The organism is Sorangium sp. So ce321 (genome assembly GCF_051530195.1).
In the GTDB taxonomy this organism is placed as follows: Bacteria; Myxococcota_A; Polyangia; order Polyangiales; family Polyangiaceae; genus Sorangium.
The window spans coordinates 13670912-13688829 of record NZ_CP150329.1 but is presented as its reverse complement, the minus strand read 5'-3'; the positions used below and the strand labels follow the sequence as shown (position 1 = coordinate 13688829).

The window sequence follows — 17918 nt, the reverse complement described above, 5'->3', positions numbered from 1 at the left end:
CTCCCGGGATGCAGCTGCGGATCGAAGGGGACCGACTGACCCTCACCCTTCAGGGCGCCGAGCGGCTCTGGGCCGTGAAGCTCGCGCCCATCGAGGTGCCCCGCGCGCACGTGGTGCGGGCGGAGGCGGCGCTTCCGCCCTCCACCTGGAAGCAGATCCGCGCGCCCGGGACGTCCCTGCCCGGGCTGATCAAGGCGGGGACGTACTATACCGATCGCGGCAAGGAGTTCTGGTACACACTGCAGGGCCGCAGGGACAATCCGTTGACCATCGAGCTGAAGGGCGAGTCGTATCGGCGGCTCGTCCTCACCCCCGAGGGTCCCCCCGGCTGGGCAGAGCGAATCAACGCCTGGGTCAGCGGCTGAGTCGTCCGGCCGGAGAGCTGCTCCGGCGCCCCGCCCCGCCGCTCCTGACGACGAGTGCATCTCCGATTTCGGCCAGGGTGACGACCTCACCCCCGCCGGTCCCCCTCCCACCTTCGCCGACCTGGGCAACCGGCTCTGGCCCTGCACCACCGCCGGACGCGCCACCGTACCGCGCTGGTACGGCGGGTCTCGCGAGTGGATCTTGACGCTAGGATGCTAGCAAGCTAGTGTCCCTTGCGTGGTGGACGCCGTGAAGCAGTTCAACGTGTATCTGCCGATCGAGCTGATTCGCGAGGTCAAGCATCATGCCGTCGAGACGGAGCAGTCGCTGTCGGCGATCGTGGCCGCCGCGCTGCGCGCCTACCTCGACGAGCAGCGACGCAAGCGGAGGAAGCATGGCGACTGAAGGCATCGAAGGTCTGCTCGTCGAGACGCACAACTGGGGCAAGACGGTCGCGTTCTGGCAGGGTCTCGGCTTCGAGCTCGAGTTCGAGACCGATCACCACTCGGGCCGCCTGCGCCATCCGCGCGGAGGACCAACCATCTTCGTCGCCGAGCGGCCGCCCGGCCAGGCGCTCAAGCTCGTGCCGGTGGTGTCCGTGACAGACGCCGCGCAGTTCTCGCCGCCGAGCGCCGGGTCGGTCGTCCACCCCTTCGAAGCGCAGCACTGGCAGATGCTCGAGATGCTGCTCGCCGATCCCGATGGTCGGCAGCTCAGCGTTCAAGCACCGCTACCGACGACTGAGGGAAAGGAACGCCATGATTGAAAAAGCGAATGTCGCGGCCGACAGCACGGCGGTGCGCGTGGCCTTGTGGCGGGCTCTGCACGTCCAGGCCGATCCGCCGCCGCACGTGCTCGAAGACGAGGTCGGCCTGAAGCTGGCGGCTCCGGACGACGGATGGCGCAGCCGTCCGGACATGAGCCCGTTCACGCGGCCCTTCCGCGCCGCCATCGTGGCCCGTGCCCGCTTCATCGAAGATCTCGTCGCGGAGCAAGCTGCCCGTGGCGTCGGGCAGTACGTCATCCTCGGCGCGGGCCTGGACACCTTCGCCCAGCGTCGACCGGAGCTCGCCTCCCGTATGCTCGTGTTCGAGGTCGATCAGCCCGGTCCTCAGGCGTGGAAGCGCCAGCGCCTCGTCGAGCTCGGCCTCGGCGTCCCGTCCTTCCTGCGGCTCGTGCCGGTCGATTTCGAGGCGGGCGACGCGTGGTGGGAGCGGCTGGCGGCGTCGGGCTTCGACGCCGGGCGGCCGGCCGTCGTGGCGTCCACCGGCGTTAGCATGTACCTGACCAGGGAAGCGATCGCGACAACGCTGCGCCAGGTCGCGGCGCTCGCGCCGGGCTCCACGCTCGCCATGTCGTTCCTGCTCCCGATCGAGCAGGCGGACCCCGAGATGCGTCCCTGGATCGAGCGAGCGGCGGAGGGGGCGCGAGCGAACGGCACGCCCTTCATCAGCTTCTTCACGCCGACGGAGATGCTCGCGCTGGCCCGCGAAGCCGGCTTTCGAGACGTCCAGCACGTGTCGGCAGCCGCCCTTGGCCAGCGCTACTTCGCGGGCAGGACGGATGGCCTTCGTCCGCCGAACAACTCGGAGGAGCTGCTGGTCGCGACGACGTAGTCGATCGCTGGCGTCGGTCCAGTGCCGCGCGAGGGGCAGCTCGGCCTGCGCTGGCGCTGCCGGGCGCGCCACGCTCGACGTGACGCGCGGGGGACATCACCTCCGCCCGGCACACGGCAGGTCACCCTTGCCGCGCCATGGCCTGCCCGGGGGCATCCGTTGCGGGCATGCCCTTCCTCAACTCCATCGACACCTCCGGCGCTAGTATGGGCTGATACCACCTGCTCTATGCAAGCGCTCATGCCGTGACCGGTGGCATAATCAGCGACGGATCGAACTCGCTCAATTTTAGCCTAAATCCAGAGATTTTCCCCCATCGCTCGGATCGCTCGAAGAGCGCACCAGCTCGAAGATTCGGTACGGGAATCGCCCTTTTGTCGTGATTGCTCGAAGCAGTCCACCTTGGACCATATCATCTATCATCTGGTCCATCTCAAACTTCGTCACATCGTACTCACGATCACCAAAGATCACGACAGACAAACCAAGCGAATCAAGGTACTCAAACAGCCGGCCACCATCCATTCCTTCCGGGTATTCGGCCATCCCAACGTGCGCGTTCACTCTGACACCGCCAAGATCCACGAAGACAACACCAGCTCCGTGCCGTTGACACTTCCATGTCCTGCCGTCCGTAGACAGCGTTCCCTTGGGTGCATCGCGGTACCCTTCGCGATCCTTTGGCGCATACAGTTCCAGGAAATTTCGCACCAGGCGCCCCTGCAATGATGCAAACTGCTCGAGAAGCTGAAGCGCGTCACTTCTAGTCATTTAGAATCCCTTGTCGGTTAGAGTAGACCGCGTGCGGCCGCGGATCGACGTAGTCGTTCCTCTCCCGCTCCTCGCCCCCCACCAGCACCCGCGTCAGGTTCCCCAGCACGTCATGATCGTAACGCACCGTCGGGGTCACGCCGGGCTCAGGCAACGGATCCGACGGCCCGAGCGGGCTCGACGACTACGCGCTCGATCCTCCCCGCATCGTTGAACTTGAATTGGGTGCGCCGCTCCGTCGAGCCCGTCTCCCCGGGCGTGGTCGACGTCACCTTCTCCCATGCCGGCAACGACAGCAGCCACGGCTCCAGCCGGTGCTTATACCCCCTCTCCACCGTCGTGCGCGCCCCGCCCACGGTCTTGATCGTGTCACCCTCCAGGCTACCCCAGTCGTCGGACCGGGTCGAGCCAACGCGCGTCCGCAGCGGCGCCTACAGCGGGCGTCGGTCGATCTCGGTGATGTGCACGTCTCGCCCCAGCTTCCATGCGATCGACACCTCCTCTTCCCATTCCTGGCTCATCCAGTCCTGAGGGGACACCGCGTGCCTCGCCCCGCCATTCAGTTTGCGCGGCTGCCGGCGAACGGATACCGCGTGCCGACGCGCGGGCGCGCCTCCCATGGTCGAACGTCGTCACCGTCTCGCGCGGCACCCGAGGCTACCAGACCCGCAGCTTCCCGAAGCCCTGAAAGCCACGCCCCAGCAGGTCCGAGCGCGGATCCTCGTACGAGAAGTGACGCGCTCGCGGCGTGCTCTTCCCCTCCTGCACGAGGTGCTTGCGCACCACCGGCATGCCGCGACGGTGGCACACCTGGGGATACGCGCAGCTCGCGAGCTCCGGCGTGGCCGTCCACTGCCGCGCGCAGTCTCCGTTCGCAGGTTTATCACTATGGGCAGAGTCGACGAATGAACGCATTATGCTTCAATGTCGTGTACTTAGCACTCAGATCTTCAATCAATCGCTTCAGAAACTGCTTTGTCGACAACCGAAGCTCTCCATGTGGCACGTAGACGGATGTAACCCCATAGGTGGTGCGAATTTCAACGGCTTCTCCATTCAAGATAAAATCAATTCGATGACTCGATTCCGTAAATTCGAAATTCTCGCACACCCCCGGCTGCAGATTTTCAGAAATTTGAAAAACGCATGCCGCAAAGTCGAGCACCGGAATCCACCCCCACCTTGTGCTCATATAATATTCATCCACACGGAACACGATATCGCCAAGAAACAGATCGTAATGAATCTCGCTCTCGTCCACTTCATTCAAATCCATACCTTCCGGAGGCGCATTATTGATTGAATAGTCCAGCGTAATCATATCACCTCAGTAGGGAAATGCCGTCTTGACAACTCCTCCCGGAGTTACAACAACTCGCAACCGTGTCGCTAGGGCAGACGCCATCGTCGGAGCCAAGCTGCGACCGGGCGACACGAGCTTCGCGAAGCTGATGTGCCCTTCGTCGAAGAGTGCATCGACCGGGCGCGCGCCGCAGCGCCGAGCGCGGTCATCTACGTGCGGATCGATGGCGCGGGGGATTGCAGCGCCTTGATGCACGGGCTGGCGCACAATCGATCGGGATGCTGATGGTCGTCCTCGACGGCAGGTGGCTGAGGTCCCCTTCCGGCGCAGCGATTGGCCCGATGGGGTCCGCGTCATCGCCGCACGCACACGCGACCGCGAGAACGGCAAGCAGATCTATCTCTGGGAAGGGCTTGATTACACGGTGCAGGTCTTCTTGACCAACGAGCCGGTCGAAGCGCCGGAGGACGTCGCGGCGCGATATGACCTGCGCGCGGGCATCGAGCCGCTCATCGGCGATCTCAAGCACGGGTGGGGATGCGGTCGCGTGCCGCGCCACAGCTTCAACGCCAATCATGCCGCACTGCTGCTGAAGCTGCTGACCGCTAACCTGATGTAGATGATCTCGTCAACCCGCGGGAATTCGGTGAAGTTCACCGGTGAAACCCGCAGCCGGTGCCGGTGAAGACCACGCCGGATGCCGGTGAAGTTCACCGGTGAAGACCAGGCCGGGTGCCGGTGAAGTTCACCGGTGAAGATGCCGCTCAGTGCTTCTTGGTGCGGCGCTGCTTGGTGCGGGTGGCGTTGAGCTCCTTGGCTTCCTTCAGCCGGTAGCTCTCGGCCTCGATCTCGATCACCTCGGCGCGGTGCACGAGCCGGTCGACGAGCGTGACGACGCACGCGGCGTGCGGGAAGACCTGGCCCCAGTCGGCGAAGGCCTTGTTCGTGCTGAGCAGCAGGGGCTTCTGCGCGTCGTAGCGACGGGTGACGACCTCGAAGAGCAGGTCGGCGTAGCGGCTATCGTAGGAGAGGTATCCTACTTCATCGATGCAGAGAAGAGCGGGGACCGTGTAGCGCCGGAGCCGGCGCGCGAGCGCGGCCGAGGACTCCTGCGCGGCGAGGTCGGCGAGCATGTCGCTCGCGGTCGAGAAGCGGACCGTGTGACCGCGGACGACGGCCTGGTGGGCGAGGTTCTTGAGGATCATGGTCTTGCCGACGCCGTTGGGGCCGACGAGCACCGCGTTGTGGCCGGTGGAGAGGAAGCCCAGGCCGAAGAGGTCGTCGACGGCCTCGCGGTCGATCTTCTTGGGCCAGGACCAGTCGAAGTCGGTCATGGGCTTGAAGGCGGCGACGCGGGAGTTCTTCAGGCGGCGTTCGAGGCTGCGCTTGTGGCGCTCGCGCTCCTCGATGGCGAGCACCTCGCGAAGCCAGGGCTTGTCGGCGAGCTGCTCCCAGCAGGCGAGCAGGCCAAAGAGGCCGAGGCTCTTGAGGCGGTCTTTGGTCTCGGTGGGCGTCAGGTCGGTCATGGCGTCGGGTCCTTCTTCAGCGCGTCGTAGGTGGCGAGGGAATGCGGCGTGACGACGAGGGCGGCGTGCTGGCCGCGGGTGACGGGGATTGAGACAGGAGGCGGCAGGTGGCGCTCGGAGCGGCGGCGGTCGATCACCTGGCGGACGGCACCGATGTGGATGGTGTCGCGCTCAAGCACCTCGACCAGGGCCTCTTCGAGCTCGGCGGCGCCGACGGCATCGAGCAGTCGCAGAAGCCGGGCGATCGCACTGCCGACGTTATCGCCGCGCTCGGCGACGATGCGCAGGAATGCCTGGCTGCTGCGGGCGGCGCGGGCGAGGCGATCGAGGCCGCGGTGCTCGCGAGCGCGGCGCTTCTCGTCGACCAAGCGCTGGATGTGCTCGGGCTGCTCGATCTGCTGGCCGCGATCCCACGAGCGGACGTGGGTCGCGACGATCTGGTTGCCGTCGGCGATGCGTACCTGATCGAGGTCGGCGAGGACGACCAGCGTGCGGCGCGTCCGGTCGTGGGGGACCGAGTAGTCGTTGAGATCGAAGCGCGCGTAGGGGGTCTTTCCGACCTCGACCTCGACGCGCTCGTGGTCCGGAAACGGCGTGTCGGGGTGTTGCAGCAGCACGCTGCGCTCGTCGTCGAAGGCCTGACGCACGGTGCGGGCGCGGTCCTCGACCCAGGAGCGATCGAGCGCCGCGGAGCTGGTCCACTCGGTCGCTTGGCGATTGAGGTCTCCGAGGTCGGCGTAGGACCGGGCCTCAAAGAAGGCCTCGCGGACGTAGCGGATGGCGCGCTCGACCCGGCCTTTCTCGTTGCCCCGGGCGACGGCGACGGGGCGCGGCTCGAAGCGGTAATGCGCCGACAGAGCCAGCAGCGTGGGGTGGAACCGGATCGCGTCGCCGTGGCGCTCGACGACGGCGCTCTTGAGGTTGTCGTAGAGCAGCACGCGCGGGACGCCGCCGAAGTCGGCGAACGCCTCGACGTGCCCGCGCACGAAGAAGGGCATGGCCGCGCCGGGGAAGAAGCGCAGGAAGATCCGCCGCGAGTAACTGAGCACCATGACGAAGGCCCAGAGCGGACGCAGTGCCCGGCCGACAGCCAGCTTGCCGAAGTGCGCCCAGTCGACCTGCGCTTGCTCGCCGGGAAGCGTGCGCAGCCGCTGGAACGCTTCCGCCGGCTTCTTGGGGCGGAGACGGCCGATCACCCGGCGCAGATGATCGGGACCGCCCGGATAGCCGCGCTCCTTCAGCATGACGAAGAGGCGACTGGAGCGCAGCGAGGGATACTTACCGAGCTGCTCGACGATGAAGGGCACGAATGGGTCGACCATGGACGGGCGCGGCGCGACGACCTTCGGATCAACGCCCGCTTGTCCGAGCACGCGCTGCACGGTGGTGTGGTGCAACCCGAGCTGGCCGGCGATGGTGCCGATGGGCCACTTCTCGCCGTGGTAGAGGCGCAGGATCTCCGCCTCCTTCTCTTTGATGATCACCGCCCCCTCCCGTTACGGCGCAGGCCCTCGTGGGACGCGGGGAGCGCGTCGATGAAGAGCTGGCCGCGCGCGTCGCTCGCGCAGGGCCCACGGCGAAAGCCGCGCTCCGCAGAGCGAGCAGCGGCTGACATCTCGGAACCGATCGTCATGGTCGTCCTTTCGGCCGGAGGAGAGCTCCGGCGCGAACTGGGACGTCGACGCGGCCGCGGCTTGCGTCACCCCGTGATGCGTCACTTTCTGCGCGGGGAACTTGTCCCGCTGCCGATCGCGGTAGCGGGCCTGGCGAGCGGCCTGGAGGCGGCGAGCGCGAGGCCGGGTGCGGTAGGCGGCGCCGGCGCGACGGAGCGACTCACGGCGCCGGAGCGGGCGGCAGTCGGGGCAGAGGCGCTGGCCGCGATCGCAGCGACCGCAGAGGCGAAGCTGGACGCGGCAGCCGGAGCAGAGGACGAGGCGATAGACGGACGAAGGCAACAGGCTCCATGCCGCCGTTTTCTGGACCTGGAGCCCGGCTCGTGATGAAGGTGGGGGACTCCGAAGGCGGAGCTCCAGAAGGCTCGAGGGTGGCAGCCCTCGGGCCTTCGATTTTTCGGCGGGGCGCGCTGTCTACGCCGCGAACGCGAGCGCGGCCCAGATCGGCGTGGGTGCCGGCGGTGAACGGTGAACGCCGGCGATCACGTGGCCGCGGTCTTCACCGATCGGACGCGGGACGCGAGGATCACCGACACCTGATGCGCCGCTATGTGCTGGAGCACGTTCCGCACCTGGCGAGCTGGCGAACGCCGTGGCTGCGCCGCGCGCTCATCCTCGTCCCGGGAAGGTTGGCCCGGTCGGGTCGGGGCACGACCCTGCACGTGCCGGAGCGGTCGCAGCTCGCCCGCTGGCTCAATTGAGTCCGGACCAGCCGAAATCATCGCGGGGGTAAGGGGGGCGTGTGCCTTCGTGACGCTCTGGGCGCGCCAATTCGTAATTTATATCGCATTCTTCGGTGGAACGACGCTCACGCGTCGCCGTCAGCCCACTCGTGCCCCGTGGACGCGAAATCTACGTTGAGCCGTTGCTCGCGACACCAGACCCAAATAGATGTTCCACGTCCCAATCTCGTCACTGTTTCGCATGCCACCAGTGCGTGCAGCCATTCCGACACTCTTCATTCCGACGCCGCTCGTCCGCAACCTGAAATAGCGCCAATAACAGCCGAAACGACTTCTCACGCTCCTCGACTGGCAGGTCTATAACTTTGGCCGCTTGAATCTTGAGTCGGCCGTTTCTAAGAACCACGCACGGTGTAAAGCTCGGCTTGAGCTTCGCCCGAGCGATAGCGGCATCCACGTCGCTCTCGCGAGCTCCAGCCTGCGCAGCAAAGAGCCAAAGATTGCTCAGAACATCTCGCTGCTCGCCCGACGCAAGCTGAATAAACCAACGACGCCCCTCGTCTTCGGACACGAGCCCTTGCGCCAATTGGTTCAGAAAAACACCTTGCTCAGTCCTCATCACGCACCTCGTTTACCTACTATCGCGACTTCGGATTGAAAACAATAAACGGCCGCGTCGGGTCCAGCGGATTGTAATTCGGGGCACGTGGGTTAAAATCTTGCCAGATATCTATTCCGGTGCCGTTCTCACCACCCGCTAGCCCACGCGGAATCGATCTGGCCGCGGAATGCCGCTTGGCACTATTTCCAGAGAGAATATAATCCCAATCGGACATGGTGCCGGCTTTGCCTGAGGCGCGACTTCCAATGACTACGATCCGTTGGCCGGTCCGATCTGCTGCATTCTGAAGCCGTTGGACCGCAGCACGGCCAAGCACCGTTTCAGCTTGCACGCCGCCGCTAGCTTCCCCACCCGCCCGCGGCCCCGCCCCCAGCCCCGCGCCGAAGCTGGCCCCCGCAGAGGCCGCCATCACGATCCCATCGACGATCCTCCCCGGGTCGTTCTGGCTCAGCCCCTCCAGCACCCAGACCTCCCCGAGCATCGCCGGCACTGCCTTCAGCGTGAAGCTCGCCGCGTTCGCCGCCGCCGCCTGGGTCGACGTCATCCCCAGCGCGCCGCCGAACATCGACAGCTCCTCGATGGCCAGCAGCGCGTACCCGCCCGACCAGACCAGCAGCGCCGCGCTCGCGCCCAGCATCGCCCACTGGGTCACGCGGAACGTGTCCCGCTGCAGCCCCTCGTAGTACAGCCGATCCTGCCGCGCCCGCTCGTTCAACAGCTGCACGAGCAAGCTGCCGTCGTGCGGCCCGGCCCCGCCGCCCTGGAACCCGTCCGCGTCCGACCTCACGACCGGCGGAGGTGCAGACGGACCTGTCTTGTAGCCGTCAGTTGCCCCCGGCGGTGGGGTGTAAGGATTCCCATCATCCCCGTCTCCGCTGCCCCCGGATATGATGGTCACTCCCCCGCCGCCCTCGCCCCACGGCGGCTGCGGCGGCGTCCACGGCGCGCACGTCGTGCAGTCCGGCCCCGTCGGCTCGTAGCCCGTCGGATCCACCAGGTTCAGCGGATCGTTGAGCACGTAGCTGTACCGGTTGTAGCTCTGCCCGAACAGCGGCGCCGACACCACCGGATCGGGCGTCAGCACCCGCTTCAGCTTCGGGTCGTATATCCTCCCCTTCAGGTTGATCAGCCCGAGCTCGTCATCGTGCTCGTGCCCTGTCAGTCCCAGCCGCAGCTCCCCCACCGGACCATCCGCGGGTGCCCCCGCGCGCTCGATCCGCCTCCCGAACGGCTCGCAATAAGCGTACGCCGACCTGGCCGCGCTCCCGTCCGCGTTCGACGTTCGAGCATGCTCGCGGTCTCCGCTACGACACAGCACACTTGATTATAGGCACCACGCATTCGAACATGTATTTAAATACACCTACAATATCAACAAACAAAACACACCCTCATTCATTCGCATGACTACGAATCCGTAGGCCAACTTCGTCCAGGAACAATGAGAGCTCATCTTGTTCAACTTCAAATGGACTAAGCAGCACAGCCACGGCATCCCGCTTCTGAGCTTCCGACCACTTCTCCCACACGCCACGCCAATATGAGGAGGCAAAATCACGTGCGGCGGCCCACTCTGGCCTGCTTGGCACAAGTCGCGACCATGAGCTCCATCGCTCAGCGGCGCTATTACCTTCCCGTCGAACTTCCTCTGCGACGACGGAGTCTCTGATCCTGATAGCCAATGCGGCCAATATCGAACTCCCAGGAACGTCCAGATCATCTGGATTAGGATGAAACTTTGCCTCAACTATAGCACGGAGCAGCGCCAATGCCTCTGGATGCGACTTGATTTCAATCATCGAACATTCATGCTCATCGGTACGGGTTTGGGCCTGAGAACAGCACATCAACATGGCGACCGAATCGCACTGTTCCTCTATAAATTAGCTCACCGGGCTTGCCGGGCAAGAAATTTATTCCTTGCCTCGGCGAGAATTCAATGACGTATGCTCCACGATCGACATGGGTCAGTGCTCCGATGAAGAGCTCATTGAGCGCTTGCTCTGGGCTTAGCATCTTCTGAGTGACGAATACTTGGCCTCGTGAGTTGGGCCGAAGCATTCCTGATTCCATAATTGCCTCATATCCAGATTTGTCCGTATAATGGCGCAGAATCTGGGTAGAGCCGCTAGCGCCCGTACTCCCACCCGCCCTCGGCCCCGCCCCCAGCCCCTCGCCGAAGCTGGCCCCCGCGGACGCCGCCATCACGATCCCATCGGCGATCCTCCCCGGGTCGTTCTGGCTCAGCCCCTCCAGCACCCAGACCTCCCCGAGCATCGCCGGCACCGCCTTCAGCGTGAAGCTCGCCGCGTTCGCCGCCGCCGCCTGGGTCGACGTCACACCGATCGCGCTGCCGCACAGCGACAGCTCCTCGATCGCCAGCAGCGCGTACCCGCCCGACCAGACCAGCAGCGCCGCGCTCGCGCCCAGCATCGCCCACTGGGTCACGCGGAACGTGTCCCGCTGCAGCCCCTCGTAGTACAGCCGATCCTGCCGCGCCCGCTCGTTCAACAGCTGCACGAGCAAGCTGCCGTCGTGCGGCCCGGCCCCCTGGAACCCGTCCGCGTCCGACCTGACGATCGGCGGAGGTGCAGGCGGACCTGTCTTGTGGCCGTCAGTTGCCCCCGGCGGTGGGGTGTAAGGATTCCCATCATCCCCATCTCCGCTGCCCCCCGAGATGATGGTCACTCCACCGCCGCCCTCACCCCACGGCGGCTGCGGCGGCGTCCACGGCGCGCACGTCGTGCAATCCGGCCCCGTCGGCTCGTAGCCCGTCGGATCCGCCAGGTTCAGCGGATCGTTCAGCACGTAGCTATACCGGTTGTAGCTCTGCCCGAACAGCGGCGCCGACACCACCGGGTCGGGCGTCAGCACCCGCTTCAGCTTCGGATCGTACATCCGTCCCTTCAGGTTGATCAGCCCGAGCTCGTCATCGTGCTCGTGCCCGGTCAGCCCCAGCCGCAGCTCCCCCACCGGCCCATCCACCGGCGCCCCCGTGCGCTCGATCCGCCGGCCGAACGGCTCGTAGTACGCGTACCCCGACTTGGCAGCGCTCCCGTCCGCGTTCGTCACCAGCGTCACGCTCCCCTGCGCGTCCTGGTGCAGGTACTGCACCCGCCGCTCTGCGCTCCCCTCCTCCACCACCACCTGCGCCACCATCAGCCCATCGCTCCCCGGCACGAGGAACACGTGCTTCGTCCCCTCCGCCCCCTGCCGCCGCTCGTACAGGCCGCCCAGCGTCACCGTCGTCCCCGCCGGCCCCTGCTTGCGCACCCGCGCGCCCGCCGCATCGTAGTCGAAGAGCGTCACGCCCGCCGCCGTGATGACCTCGCGAGGCAGGTCGAAATTCGTGTAGTGAACCTCCCGCTCGGGGTCCTGCTCCAGCCTGCCGCGCGCGTCGTAGAAGAAGCCACCCTTGAGGCTCGACGACACCGCGTGCGGCCGCGGATCGAGGTAGTCGTTCCTCTCCCGCTCCTCGCCCCCCACCAGCACCCGCGTCAGGTTCCCGAGCAGGTCATACCGGTACTCCGTCTCTTGCTCCACGTCGCCGGCCTTCAAGGTCCACACGCGCAGCCGGTGCAGCGTGTCGTAGACGTAGCTCTCGCTCCTGTCGCCCGCCGGCTCGAAGCGGCGCTTCACCCGGCCGTCCGGGTAGTACTCGTATCGGAGCGATGACAGCACGTCCTCGCCCAGCCGCTGCTCCACCGTGTCCAGCCGGCCAGTCACCGGATCATAGGAGCGCGTCATCCACACGCCGCTCCCGTACTTGGCCGCGGACAGCGCCCCGTCGTCGTTGCGCGCGGTCACCATCCACAGCGGCTCTCCCGCCGACGCCGGATCCGCCGTCACATCCGAGATGCGCTCGAGATAGCCCCGGCTGTCGTAGGTGTGCTTCACCGTGAACCTCGGCGCCCCCGGCACCTCGGGATACGCCATCGTCTCCAGCCGGCCCTGCGGATCATAGGTCGTGCGCATCTTGAACGCATCGCCACCGACCAGCCACGTCAGGGACTCCAGCCGCCCGTGCTCATCGTACCCGTAGCCAGTCGTGGTCTCGTCCGGGCTCGTCGTGGTCGCGAGTCGCCCGATCCCATGCGCCTCCGTGTCCCACGTGTACTCCGTCGTTCCATCGACGTCTGTCGCCCATCTGACCCGCCCGATGACGTCATGCTGGTAGATCGCCTCCTCTCCGCCCTCCACCTTCCGGTACAGATCCCCGAGACCGTTGTAATCGAAGCGCGTCGTGCCCTTGTCCGGGTCGACGAGCCGCGTGCGGCGTCCCAGCACGTCATAACCGAGCACCGTCACGTTCTCCTCGGGGTCGATGATCTTCTCGACCTGATCGAAGGGACCATACTCGTAGCGTGTCGTGAGCTCGGTCGCGCGGCGATAGATGAACCGGTCGGACGTTGTCGAGAGCTCCGTGACGCCCAGATACGACGTGCTCTGCACCACGCGGCCGTCGAGATCCCGCACGAGCTTCGTGTGGCTGCCCCTCGGGTCCGAGATCTCGGTCTCGAAGAACGAATGTGTATGGCGCGTGATCGCCCCGTCAGGGCCCGCCACCCTCAGCAGTCGCCCGAGGCTGTCGTACACCTGCTTGGTCCACCGCGCGTCCGCGAGCCGCCGCGCTGGCCGGCTCTGCGCGATGACGCGGCCGAAGACATCGTATGTCGTCTCGCTCATCAGCGTGGCGCCGTCGTGGCCGACATGGCCGACGTGCAACGGCCGGCCGACGACGTCGAAGTCGACGAACCCGCTCGCCCCGGTCGCGTCCGACGCGCGCACCGTGACCCCGCTCAACCCCTGCTCGTAGCTCAATGTCTGCTCGCCGGCGCCGTCCGACCGCCGGCTCACCAGCCTGCCGAGGTCGTCGTGCACACGGCTCGTCTGCACGCCGTTCGCGTCCATCTCCGCCATGACCACGCCGTACCCGGCGTGCACCGCGAACCACTGCGCGTGCCCGAGGTCGTTCCAGATCAAGCTCGGCGCCGTGTGCCCCGGCGTCCCGTCGTACTCGATATGTACGCGCCGCGCCGGCAGGCCCAGCGCCGTCTGGGTCACGCGCCGCAGCAGCCCCTCGGCGTCGTAGTCGTAGCGCACCGTCGAGGTCACGCCGGGCTCAGGCACCGGATCCGACGGCCCGAGCGGATCGAGCGGCTCGACCACAACACGCTCGATCCTCCCCGCATCGTTGAACTTGAAGTGCGTGCGCCGCTGCGTCGAGTCCGCCTCCCCCGGCGTCGTCGACGTCACCTTCTCCCACACCGGCAACGATAGCAGCCACGGCTCCAGCCGGTGCTCGTATTCCCGCTCTACCGTCGTCCGCACCCCGCCCACGGTCTCGGTCGTCTCGCTCTCCAGGCTACCCCAGTCGTCGAACCGGGTCGAGCCGAGCCGCGTCCGCAGCGGCGCCTGCACCGGGCCATCGATCTCGCCGATGTGCACGCCTGACCCCTTCCATTCGATCGACACCTCCTCTTCCCATTCCTCGCTCATCCAGCCCTGAGGGAACACCGCGTGCGTCGCCCCACCGTTCAGCGCGCGCGACTCGTACTGCATCGTCTTGCGCACGACCCGCGCCACCGCCCTGCCCGGCTTGTCGAGCGGTCCGCTGGACTTGTCCTCGAGCACCGGCGTCGCGACAGTCACGGTCGCGGGACGGCCGGCGAACGGATACCGCGTGCCCACGCGCGTCTCATGGTCGAACGTCGTGACCGTCTCGCGCGGCACCTGCGGCTCCCAGACCCGCACCTTCCCGAACCCCAGGAAGCCCCGCCCCCGCAGGTCCGAGCGCGGATCCTCGTACGAGAAGTGACGCGATCGCGGCGAGCTCTGCCCCTCGTACACGAGGTGCCTGTGCACCACCGGGATGCCGCGACGGTGGCACACCTGGGGGTACGCGCAGCCCGCGACCTCCGGCGTGTCCGTCCACCGCCGCTCGTAGCCGATCGTCTCCCGCGTCCAGTTGTCGTCATCCAGGACCATCTCCACCACGTCGATGACCGTGCTCTGCTGGACGAGCACGCTTAGGCTCCCCACCTTGGTGCCCGAGTCGCACGCGGACGTCGGGCCCTCGAGCGCGCTCGAGCATCGCTCGGCGAGGTACATGAGGTCGAGCAGCCCGTCGCCGTTGAAGTCGCCGTGCCGCACGGCGGTGATGCGCCCCAGAGGGGCCGCGATCCCCGAGGTCCTCCAGCCCTCGTCCCAGCGCAGCTGGGGCATCGCATGCAGCCGGGCGATCTTGATACCCGGTGGATCGTCGCCGATGACGATGAAGTCATCACGCCCGTCCCCGTCGACGTCAGCCGTCTGTAGCGTGCCCGGATGCCTGGCCACCTCAGGCCCGTAGTACCCGTACTGCGAGACGAATCCTTTTCCCGAGTTCCAGGCTAGCCGGAGAGCGGTGCTGTTGTTCCCCGACAGAAGCACGGCCTGAACGTGATCCCGAAGGCCATCTCCGTTCAGGTCTGCCATCTGCGAGTCGATGGTCCCGTATTCGTCGTCTACAGGAATGTCCGCGGCGCCGAAGCCGCCCGCGTCGTCCGGGTAATAGGCCCTGGCAGCGCCCCTCTGCCATAGACCTGCACGCCCGTCGCCCTGCACGTCGAGCGCAACGGACGCGAACTCGAGCGCGTCGGCCGCGACGACAGGGATCCCGGTGTCTTCCGCGGAATCGAAGTCGCCGCTCGGCAGGTTGCGCCGCATCACGAACTTCGGCTCATAGATGCCGTCCACCACGTTGTCGAGCAGCTTCACCAGATCGGCAAGCCCATCGCCGTCCACGTCAGCGAAGTGGAACGGCTCCACACCGGCCGCGGTCGAGCTGAGGTCGGGCGACATCGGCACGGCGGTCCCGGTCGGCTCGAACGCGGTGCCCGTCCAGGCGTACATCTCAAACTGTTCTGTGCGACGGTTCCAGGTGAAGAGCTCGCTCCGACCGTCTCCGGCGGCATCGATGGCCTTCGCGTGCTTCAGCTGCGCGCCTTCGAGGGCCGGCGAGCTCTCGGCACCCCCGGTGAGAGCCACCTTGGAGCCCAGCGTCGCTTTCGAGGGCAAGCTGCGCAAGAGGAGGTACGGCGCCTCAGGAGCGTCGGTCTCCAGCAGCACCTCGTCCTTGCCGTCGCCGTCCACGTCCAGTACGACGGGGTGCTTGGCGCCCGTGAACCAAGGGTGCTCATCGATTGCAGACTCCTTGAACCAGTCGCCCTGACGGGAAGACCACCTGAACCGCCGCGCCCGGAAGCAGCCGCCGAGCCCGCCGCAGCGCTTCACCTGCACGAGCCGCGGGCGTCCCGTGTCGAAGCTCTTGAATGGGCCCTCCTCGTAGTCGAGCTCGTAACGCCACAGCAGCCCTTGGTCGCTCGGGTTCGGTCCATAGACGGCGATCCATTGCAAGAGCTGGCTTCGCCATCGAGGAATGCCGGCCGTGTAGAGCGTCGTCCGACCGAACCGGCCGCTGCTCCGCTTCCCTTCGCCGTAGCCGAATGTGCCGTAACCGAACTCGATGCGATGGCCCAGATACTCGATCCTGTCGATCAGGTGCTCGGTCTCGCCCTCGCTCGCCTCCTCTGGCGCGAAGTCCGCATAAATATAGGAGATCGTGTTTCCGGACCGATCCTGCTCCTTCGTCATCCGGAAATCGAGCGGTCCGACCCGCTCGTAATCACGGATGCGCCCGTCCTTTAGCCACGCCCGGAAGCGCTCCGGCTGCGGACTGCCATAAGAGATCACCCGGGTGAAGCTCTCTTCCTCGGTCCGATACTCGCTGCCGTCCGCCCCGTACGCGCCGAGCACGCTGACGAGCCGCTGGCCGTCGAGGCAGAAGACGTCGGTCTCGTCGTTGTCGATCCCGTCGACCACCCCGTCGATGGCGAGCGTCTTGTGGCAGCGCACGATCGACGAGAGGCCGCTGAGCGAGAACCCCACCCCCATCAGGCCATCGCCGGCGCGGCTCGAGTACGTGATGGCGAGGCTCGGCTCGATGCCCCGCCCGGGCGGCACGTCGATCGGCAGCCGGTAGGTGTACGCCCCGTCCGGCGTGACGTGCCCCGACCCCGGCAGGTAGCCGGCCTTCGCGCCGGCGACGATCGGGGTCTCGGGCAGCGTGAACGCCTCCGGCTGCTCGGGAGGCGTCTCCTGGTCGAACGCTTGCTGTACCCGACCGAGCTGGCGCACGTCATCGCCGGCGCACGAAACCATCGCGAGTACCGAAAGCAAGGCGAGCTGCGCCCATGCAAAGAAGAGCTTCATCTGGGACTCCGTTGCCGCTGTCCTGGGGTCGACGACCCCGGCTCCGGTTGCGCAGCCGCCGTCAGCAGGCATCGGGCCAAGAGGCCCCAGGGTCGCACACGTCTCGCCGAAGAGCAGCGCTGCCCGCTGTTCACAGCGGCACGCGGGATGGTGAGGGCTACCGAACTCGGCTCCTCGGCAAGGTCACGACGTGCAAGGGGTTGCGTAAAGACGCACACGTTCGCGGAGCTGCGCCATGACGTGCGCGCCGTCGCTTTGGGCTGAACACCGTCACCGGGGCAGTTCGACAGCCTCCACGCATCGTTCCGGGCCTCACGTCACGCTGGCTCTCCGCGCGCCACCGTTCCCGGTCCTCACAGCAAGCTGAGGACCGTTCTGGCCCCACGACAGCTCGTGTCCTGCGTGGCGCGGTCTGGCTCGCCGATGAATCACGCTCATGCCGGCCCCGATCTGGCCGGAGCTGCGCGTCTCACCACGCCCCGCGCGCAACAGCTGCGCCATGAAGTGCCATCGCGCCTCGCCAGAGATGCGCCGCCCTGTGCCGAAGCCGGGAGCGGGCGGCTGCGCCGAGGAAGCCTTCCCGCCGCTCAGGGCGGCGAGCTGCTCGCCGCCGGGACCGCCGCCTTCTGCCCTGAGCCAGAGCGCGCGCCGCCCTTGATGCGGGCCTCCGTCACGACCTCGTCCCACTGCGCGTCGTAGCCCTCGAAGTGGACGCGGTACGAGCCGGGCGCGACGACGCTGGTGATGACGGCGGGCTTGTAGGAGCCCTTCCACTCGACCTCGATGCGGTCGCCGACCTTCCGCGCGGCGGCGCCGCCGGAGGCGCGCTGCTCCTCCTCGCGCAGGCGCCGGGCGCTCCCCTCGTGCAGGCACTGCTCGCGGTGGCAGGCGAGGCCGGAGGCGCAGTCGTCGTCAGCGCGGCACGGCGAGCCGAGCGGGGCCTTCTTCCCACAAGCCGCCAGCGCCACGGGCAGCGCGGCCACGATCACGAGCGCTCTCAGGACGGTGAAGAGTCGAATGCGCACGGCGCGCCATCCCAGCAGAGTGGCAGCAGCCCGACAACAGGGATCGCGATATGCCCGCCACGCCCCCCTCTGCTATGGTC

General features: G+C 66.7%; 15 protein-coding genes and 2 pseudogenes. 7 read left to right on the top strand and 10 right to left on the bottom strand.

The genetic code is table 11. The features are described 5' to 3' along the window. The first annotated feature begins 8 nt into the window (after nucleotides 1–8). The 4 genes from WME89_RS50805 to WME89_RS50790 all read left to right on the top strand — a co-directional run bounded on the left by WME89_RS50805 (nucleotide 9) and on the right by WME89_RS50790 (nucleotide 1982). Nucleotides 9–365 (top strand): hypothetical protein, encoded by a 357-nt coding sequence (locus WME89_RS50805; RefSeq protein WP_438006709.1) that lies wholly within the window; start codon nucleotides 9–11, stop codon nucleotides 363–365. Between the two features lie 241 nt (nucleotides 366–606). Next, nucleotides 607–771: a ribbon-helix-helix protein, CopG family gene (locus tag WME89_RS50800; protein WP_437628172.1), complete on the top strand. Its 165-nt coding sequence runs from the start codon at nucleotides 607–609 to the stop codon at nucleotides 769–771. Beyond that, the gene (locus WME89_RS50795) at nucleotides 761–1132 is read left to right on the top strand and encodes a VOC family protein (protein ID WP_438006708.1); all 372 of its coding nucleotides are present in this window, start codon (nucleotides 761–763) and stop codon (nucleotides 1130–1132) included. The genes WME89_RS50800 and WME89_RS50795 overlap by 11 nt, the downstream gene beginning before the upstream one ends. After that, the gene (locus WME89_RS50790; protein ID WP_438006707.1) at nucleotides 1125–1982 is read left to right on the top strand and encodes a class I SAM-dependent methyltransferase; all 858 of its coding nucleotides are present in this window, start codon (nucleotides 1125–1127) and stop codon (nucleotides 1980–1982) included. The genes WME89_RS50795 and WME89_RS50790 overlap by 8 nt, the downstream gene beginning before the upstream one ends. A gap of 288 nt (nucleotides 1983–2270) precedes the next feature. Here WME89_RS50790 and WME89_RS50785 read toward each other — a convergent pair whose 3' ends face one another. The 3 genes from WME89_RS50785 to WME89_RS50775 all read right to left on the bottom strand — a co-directional run bounded on the left by WME89_RS50785 (nucleotide 2271) and on the right by WME89_RS50775 (nucleotide 4074). Continuing rightward, a complete protein-coding gene (locus WME89_RS50785; protein WP_438006706.1) occupies nucleotides 2271–2753 on the bottom strand; it encodes a DUF6896 domain-containing protein in 483 nt (160 codons plus the stop codon). Nucleotides 2754–3410: 657 nt separating this feature from the next. After that, nucleotides 3411–3563, bottom strand: coding sequence for a hypothetical protein (locus tag WME89_RS50780; RefSeq protein WP_438006705.1), 153 nt, complete (start codon nucleotides 3561–3563; stop codon nucleotides 3411–3413). A gap of 76 nt (nucleotides 3564–3639) precedes the next feature. Further along, nucleotides 3640–4074, bottom strand: coding sequence for a hypothetical protein (locus WME89_RS50775; RefSeq protein ID WP_438006704.1), 435 nt, complete (start codon nucleotides 4072–4074; stop codon nucleotides 3640–3642). A 61-nt stretch (nucleotides 4075–4135) separates the two neighbouring features. On the opposite strand from WME89_RS50775, the pseudogene WME89_RS50770 reads away from it, so the two are divergent. Further along, nucleotides 4136–4672 (top strand): annotated as a pseudogene (locus WME89_RS50770) (transposase); the annotation flags it as partial. A 148-nt stretch (nucleotides 4673–4820) separates the two neighbouring features. On the opposite strand, the gene WME89_RS50765 reads toward WME89_RS50770, so the two are convergent. Then, complete coding sequence (locus tag WME89_RS50765) at nucleotides 4821–5582, bottom strand: ATP-binding protein (RefSeq protein WP_438003039.1); 762 nt, start codon at nucleotides 5580–5582, stop codon at nucleotides 4821–4823. After that, a complete protein-coding gene (gene istA / locus WME89_RS50760) occupies nucleotides 5579–7066 on the bottom strand; it encodes an IS21 family transposase (protein WP_438003040.1) in 1488 nt (495 codons plus the stop codon). The genes WME89_RS50765 and istA overlap by 4 nt, the downstream gene beginning before the upstream one ends. A 51-nt stretch (nucleotides 7067–7117) precedes the next feature. On the opposite strand from istA, the gene WME89_RS50755 reads away from it, so the two are divergent. Together WME89_RS50755 and WME89_RS50750 are read left to right on the top strand one after the other, a co-directional pair. After that, a complete protein-coding gene (locus WME89_RS50755; RefSeq protein WP_438003041.1) occupies nucleotides 7118–7582 on the top strand; it encodes a hypothetical protein in 465 nt (154 codons plus the stop codon). Nucleotides 7583–7788: 206 nt separating this feature from the next. Further along, nucleotides 7789–7956, top strand: a pseudogene (locus tag WME89_RS50750) (IS1380 family transposase); the annotation flags it as partial. Nucleotides 7957–8167: 211 nt separating this feature from the next. Here the strand turns inward: WME89_RS50750 and WME89_RS50745 are convergent. The 5 genes from WME89_RS50745 to WME89_RS50725 form a co-directional block, all read right to left on the bottom strand. Next, entirely contained in the window at nucleotides 8168–8557 is a 390-nt protein-coding gene (locus tag WME89_RS50745; RefSeq protein WP_438006703.1) for a DUF5958 family protein, read from the bottom strand. 19 nt (nucleotides 8558–8576) lie between these two features. Continuing rightward, a complete protein-coding gene (locus WME89_RS50740; protein ID WP_438006702.1) occupies nucleotides 8577–9878 on the bottom strand; it encodes an RHS repeat-associated core domain-containing protein in 1302 nt (433 codons plus the stop codon). 73 nt (nucleotides 9879–9951) lie between these two features. After that, nucleotides 9952–10359: a hypothetical protein gene (locus WME89_RS50735; RefSeq protein WP_438006701.1), complete on the bottom strand. Its 408-nt coding sequence runs from the start codon at nucleotides 10357–10359 to the stop codon at nucleotides 9952–9954. A gap of 13 nt (nucleotides 10360–10372) precedes the next feature. Beyond that, the gene (locus WME89_RS50730) at nucleotides 10373–16813 is read right to left on the bottom strand and encodes an FG-GAP-like repeat-containing protein (RefSeq protein WP_438006700.1); all 6441 of its coding nucleotides are present in this window, start codon (nucleotides 16811–16813) and stop codon (nucleotides 10373–10375) included. A 587-nt stretch (nucleotides 16814–17400) separates the two neighbouring features. Beyond that, the gene (locus WME89_RS50725) at nucleotides 17401–17838 is read right to left on the bottom strand and encodes a hypothetical protein (RefSeq protein ID WP_438006699.1); all 438 of its coding nucleotides are present in this window, start codon (nucleotides 17836–17838) and stop codon (nucleotides 17401–17403) included. Nucleotides 17839–17918 lie beyond the last annotated feature (80 nt).

Excerpts from the sequence above, each read along its gene's own strand:
- WME89_RS50805 (WP_438006709.1), top strand. The coding sequence starts at position 9 with ATGCAGCTGCGGATCGAAGGGGACCGACTGACCCTCACCCTTCAGGGC.
- WME89_RS50795 (WP_438006708.1), top strand. The coding sequence starts at position 761 with ATGGCGACTGAAGGCATCGAAGGTCTGCTCGTCGAGACGCACAACTGG.
- WME89_RS50790 (WP_438006707.1), top strand. The coding sequence starts at position 1,125 with ATGATTGAAAAAGCGAATGTCGCGGCCGACAGCACGGCGGTGCGCGTG.
- WME89_RS50785 (WP_438006706.1), bottom strand. The coding sequence starts at position 2,753 with ATGACTAGAAGTGACGCGCTTCAGCTTCTCGAGCAGTTTGCATCATTG.
- WME89_RS50775 (WP_438006704.1), bottom strand. The coding sequence starts at position 4,074 with ATGATTACGCTGGACTATTCAATCAATAATGCGCCTCCGGAAGGTATG.
- WME89_RS50765 (WP_438003039.1), bottom strand. The coding sequence starts at position 5,582 with ATGACCGACCTGACGCCCACCGAGACCAAAGACCGCCTCAAGAGCCTC.
- WME89_RS50755 (WP_438003041.1), top strand. The coding sequence starts at position 7,118 with ATGAAGAGCTGGCCGCGCGCGTCGCTCGCGCAGGGCCCACGGCGAAAG.
- WME89_RS50745 (WP_438006703.1), bottom strand. The coding sequence starts at position 8,557 with ATGAGGACTGAGCAAGGTGTTTTTCTGAACCAATTGGCGCAAGGGCTC.
- WME89_RS50735 (WP_438006701.1), bottom strand. The coding sequence starts at position 10,359 with ATGATTGAAATCAAGTCGCATCCAGAGGCATTGGCGCTGCTCCGTGCT.
- WME89_RS50730 (WP_438006700.1), bottom strand. The coding sequence starts at position 16,813 with ATGAAGCTCTTCTTTGCATGGGCGCAGCTCGCCTTGCTTTCGGTACTC.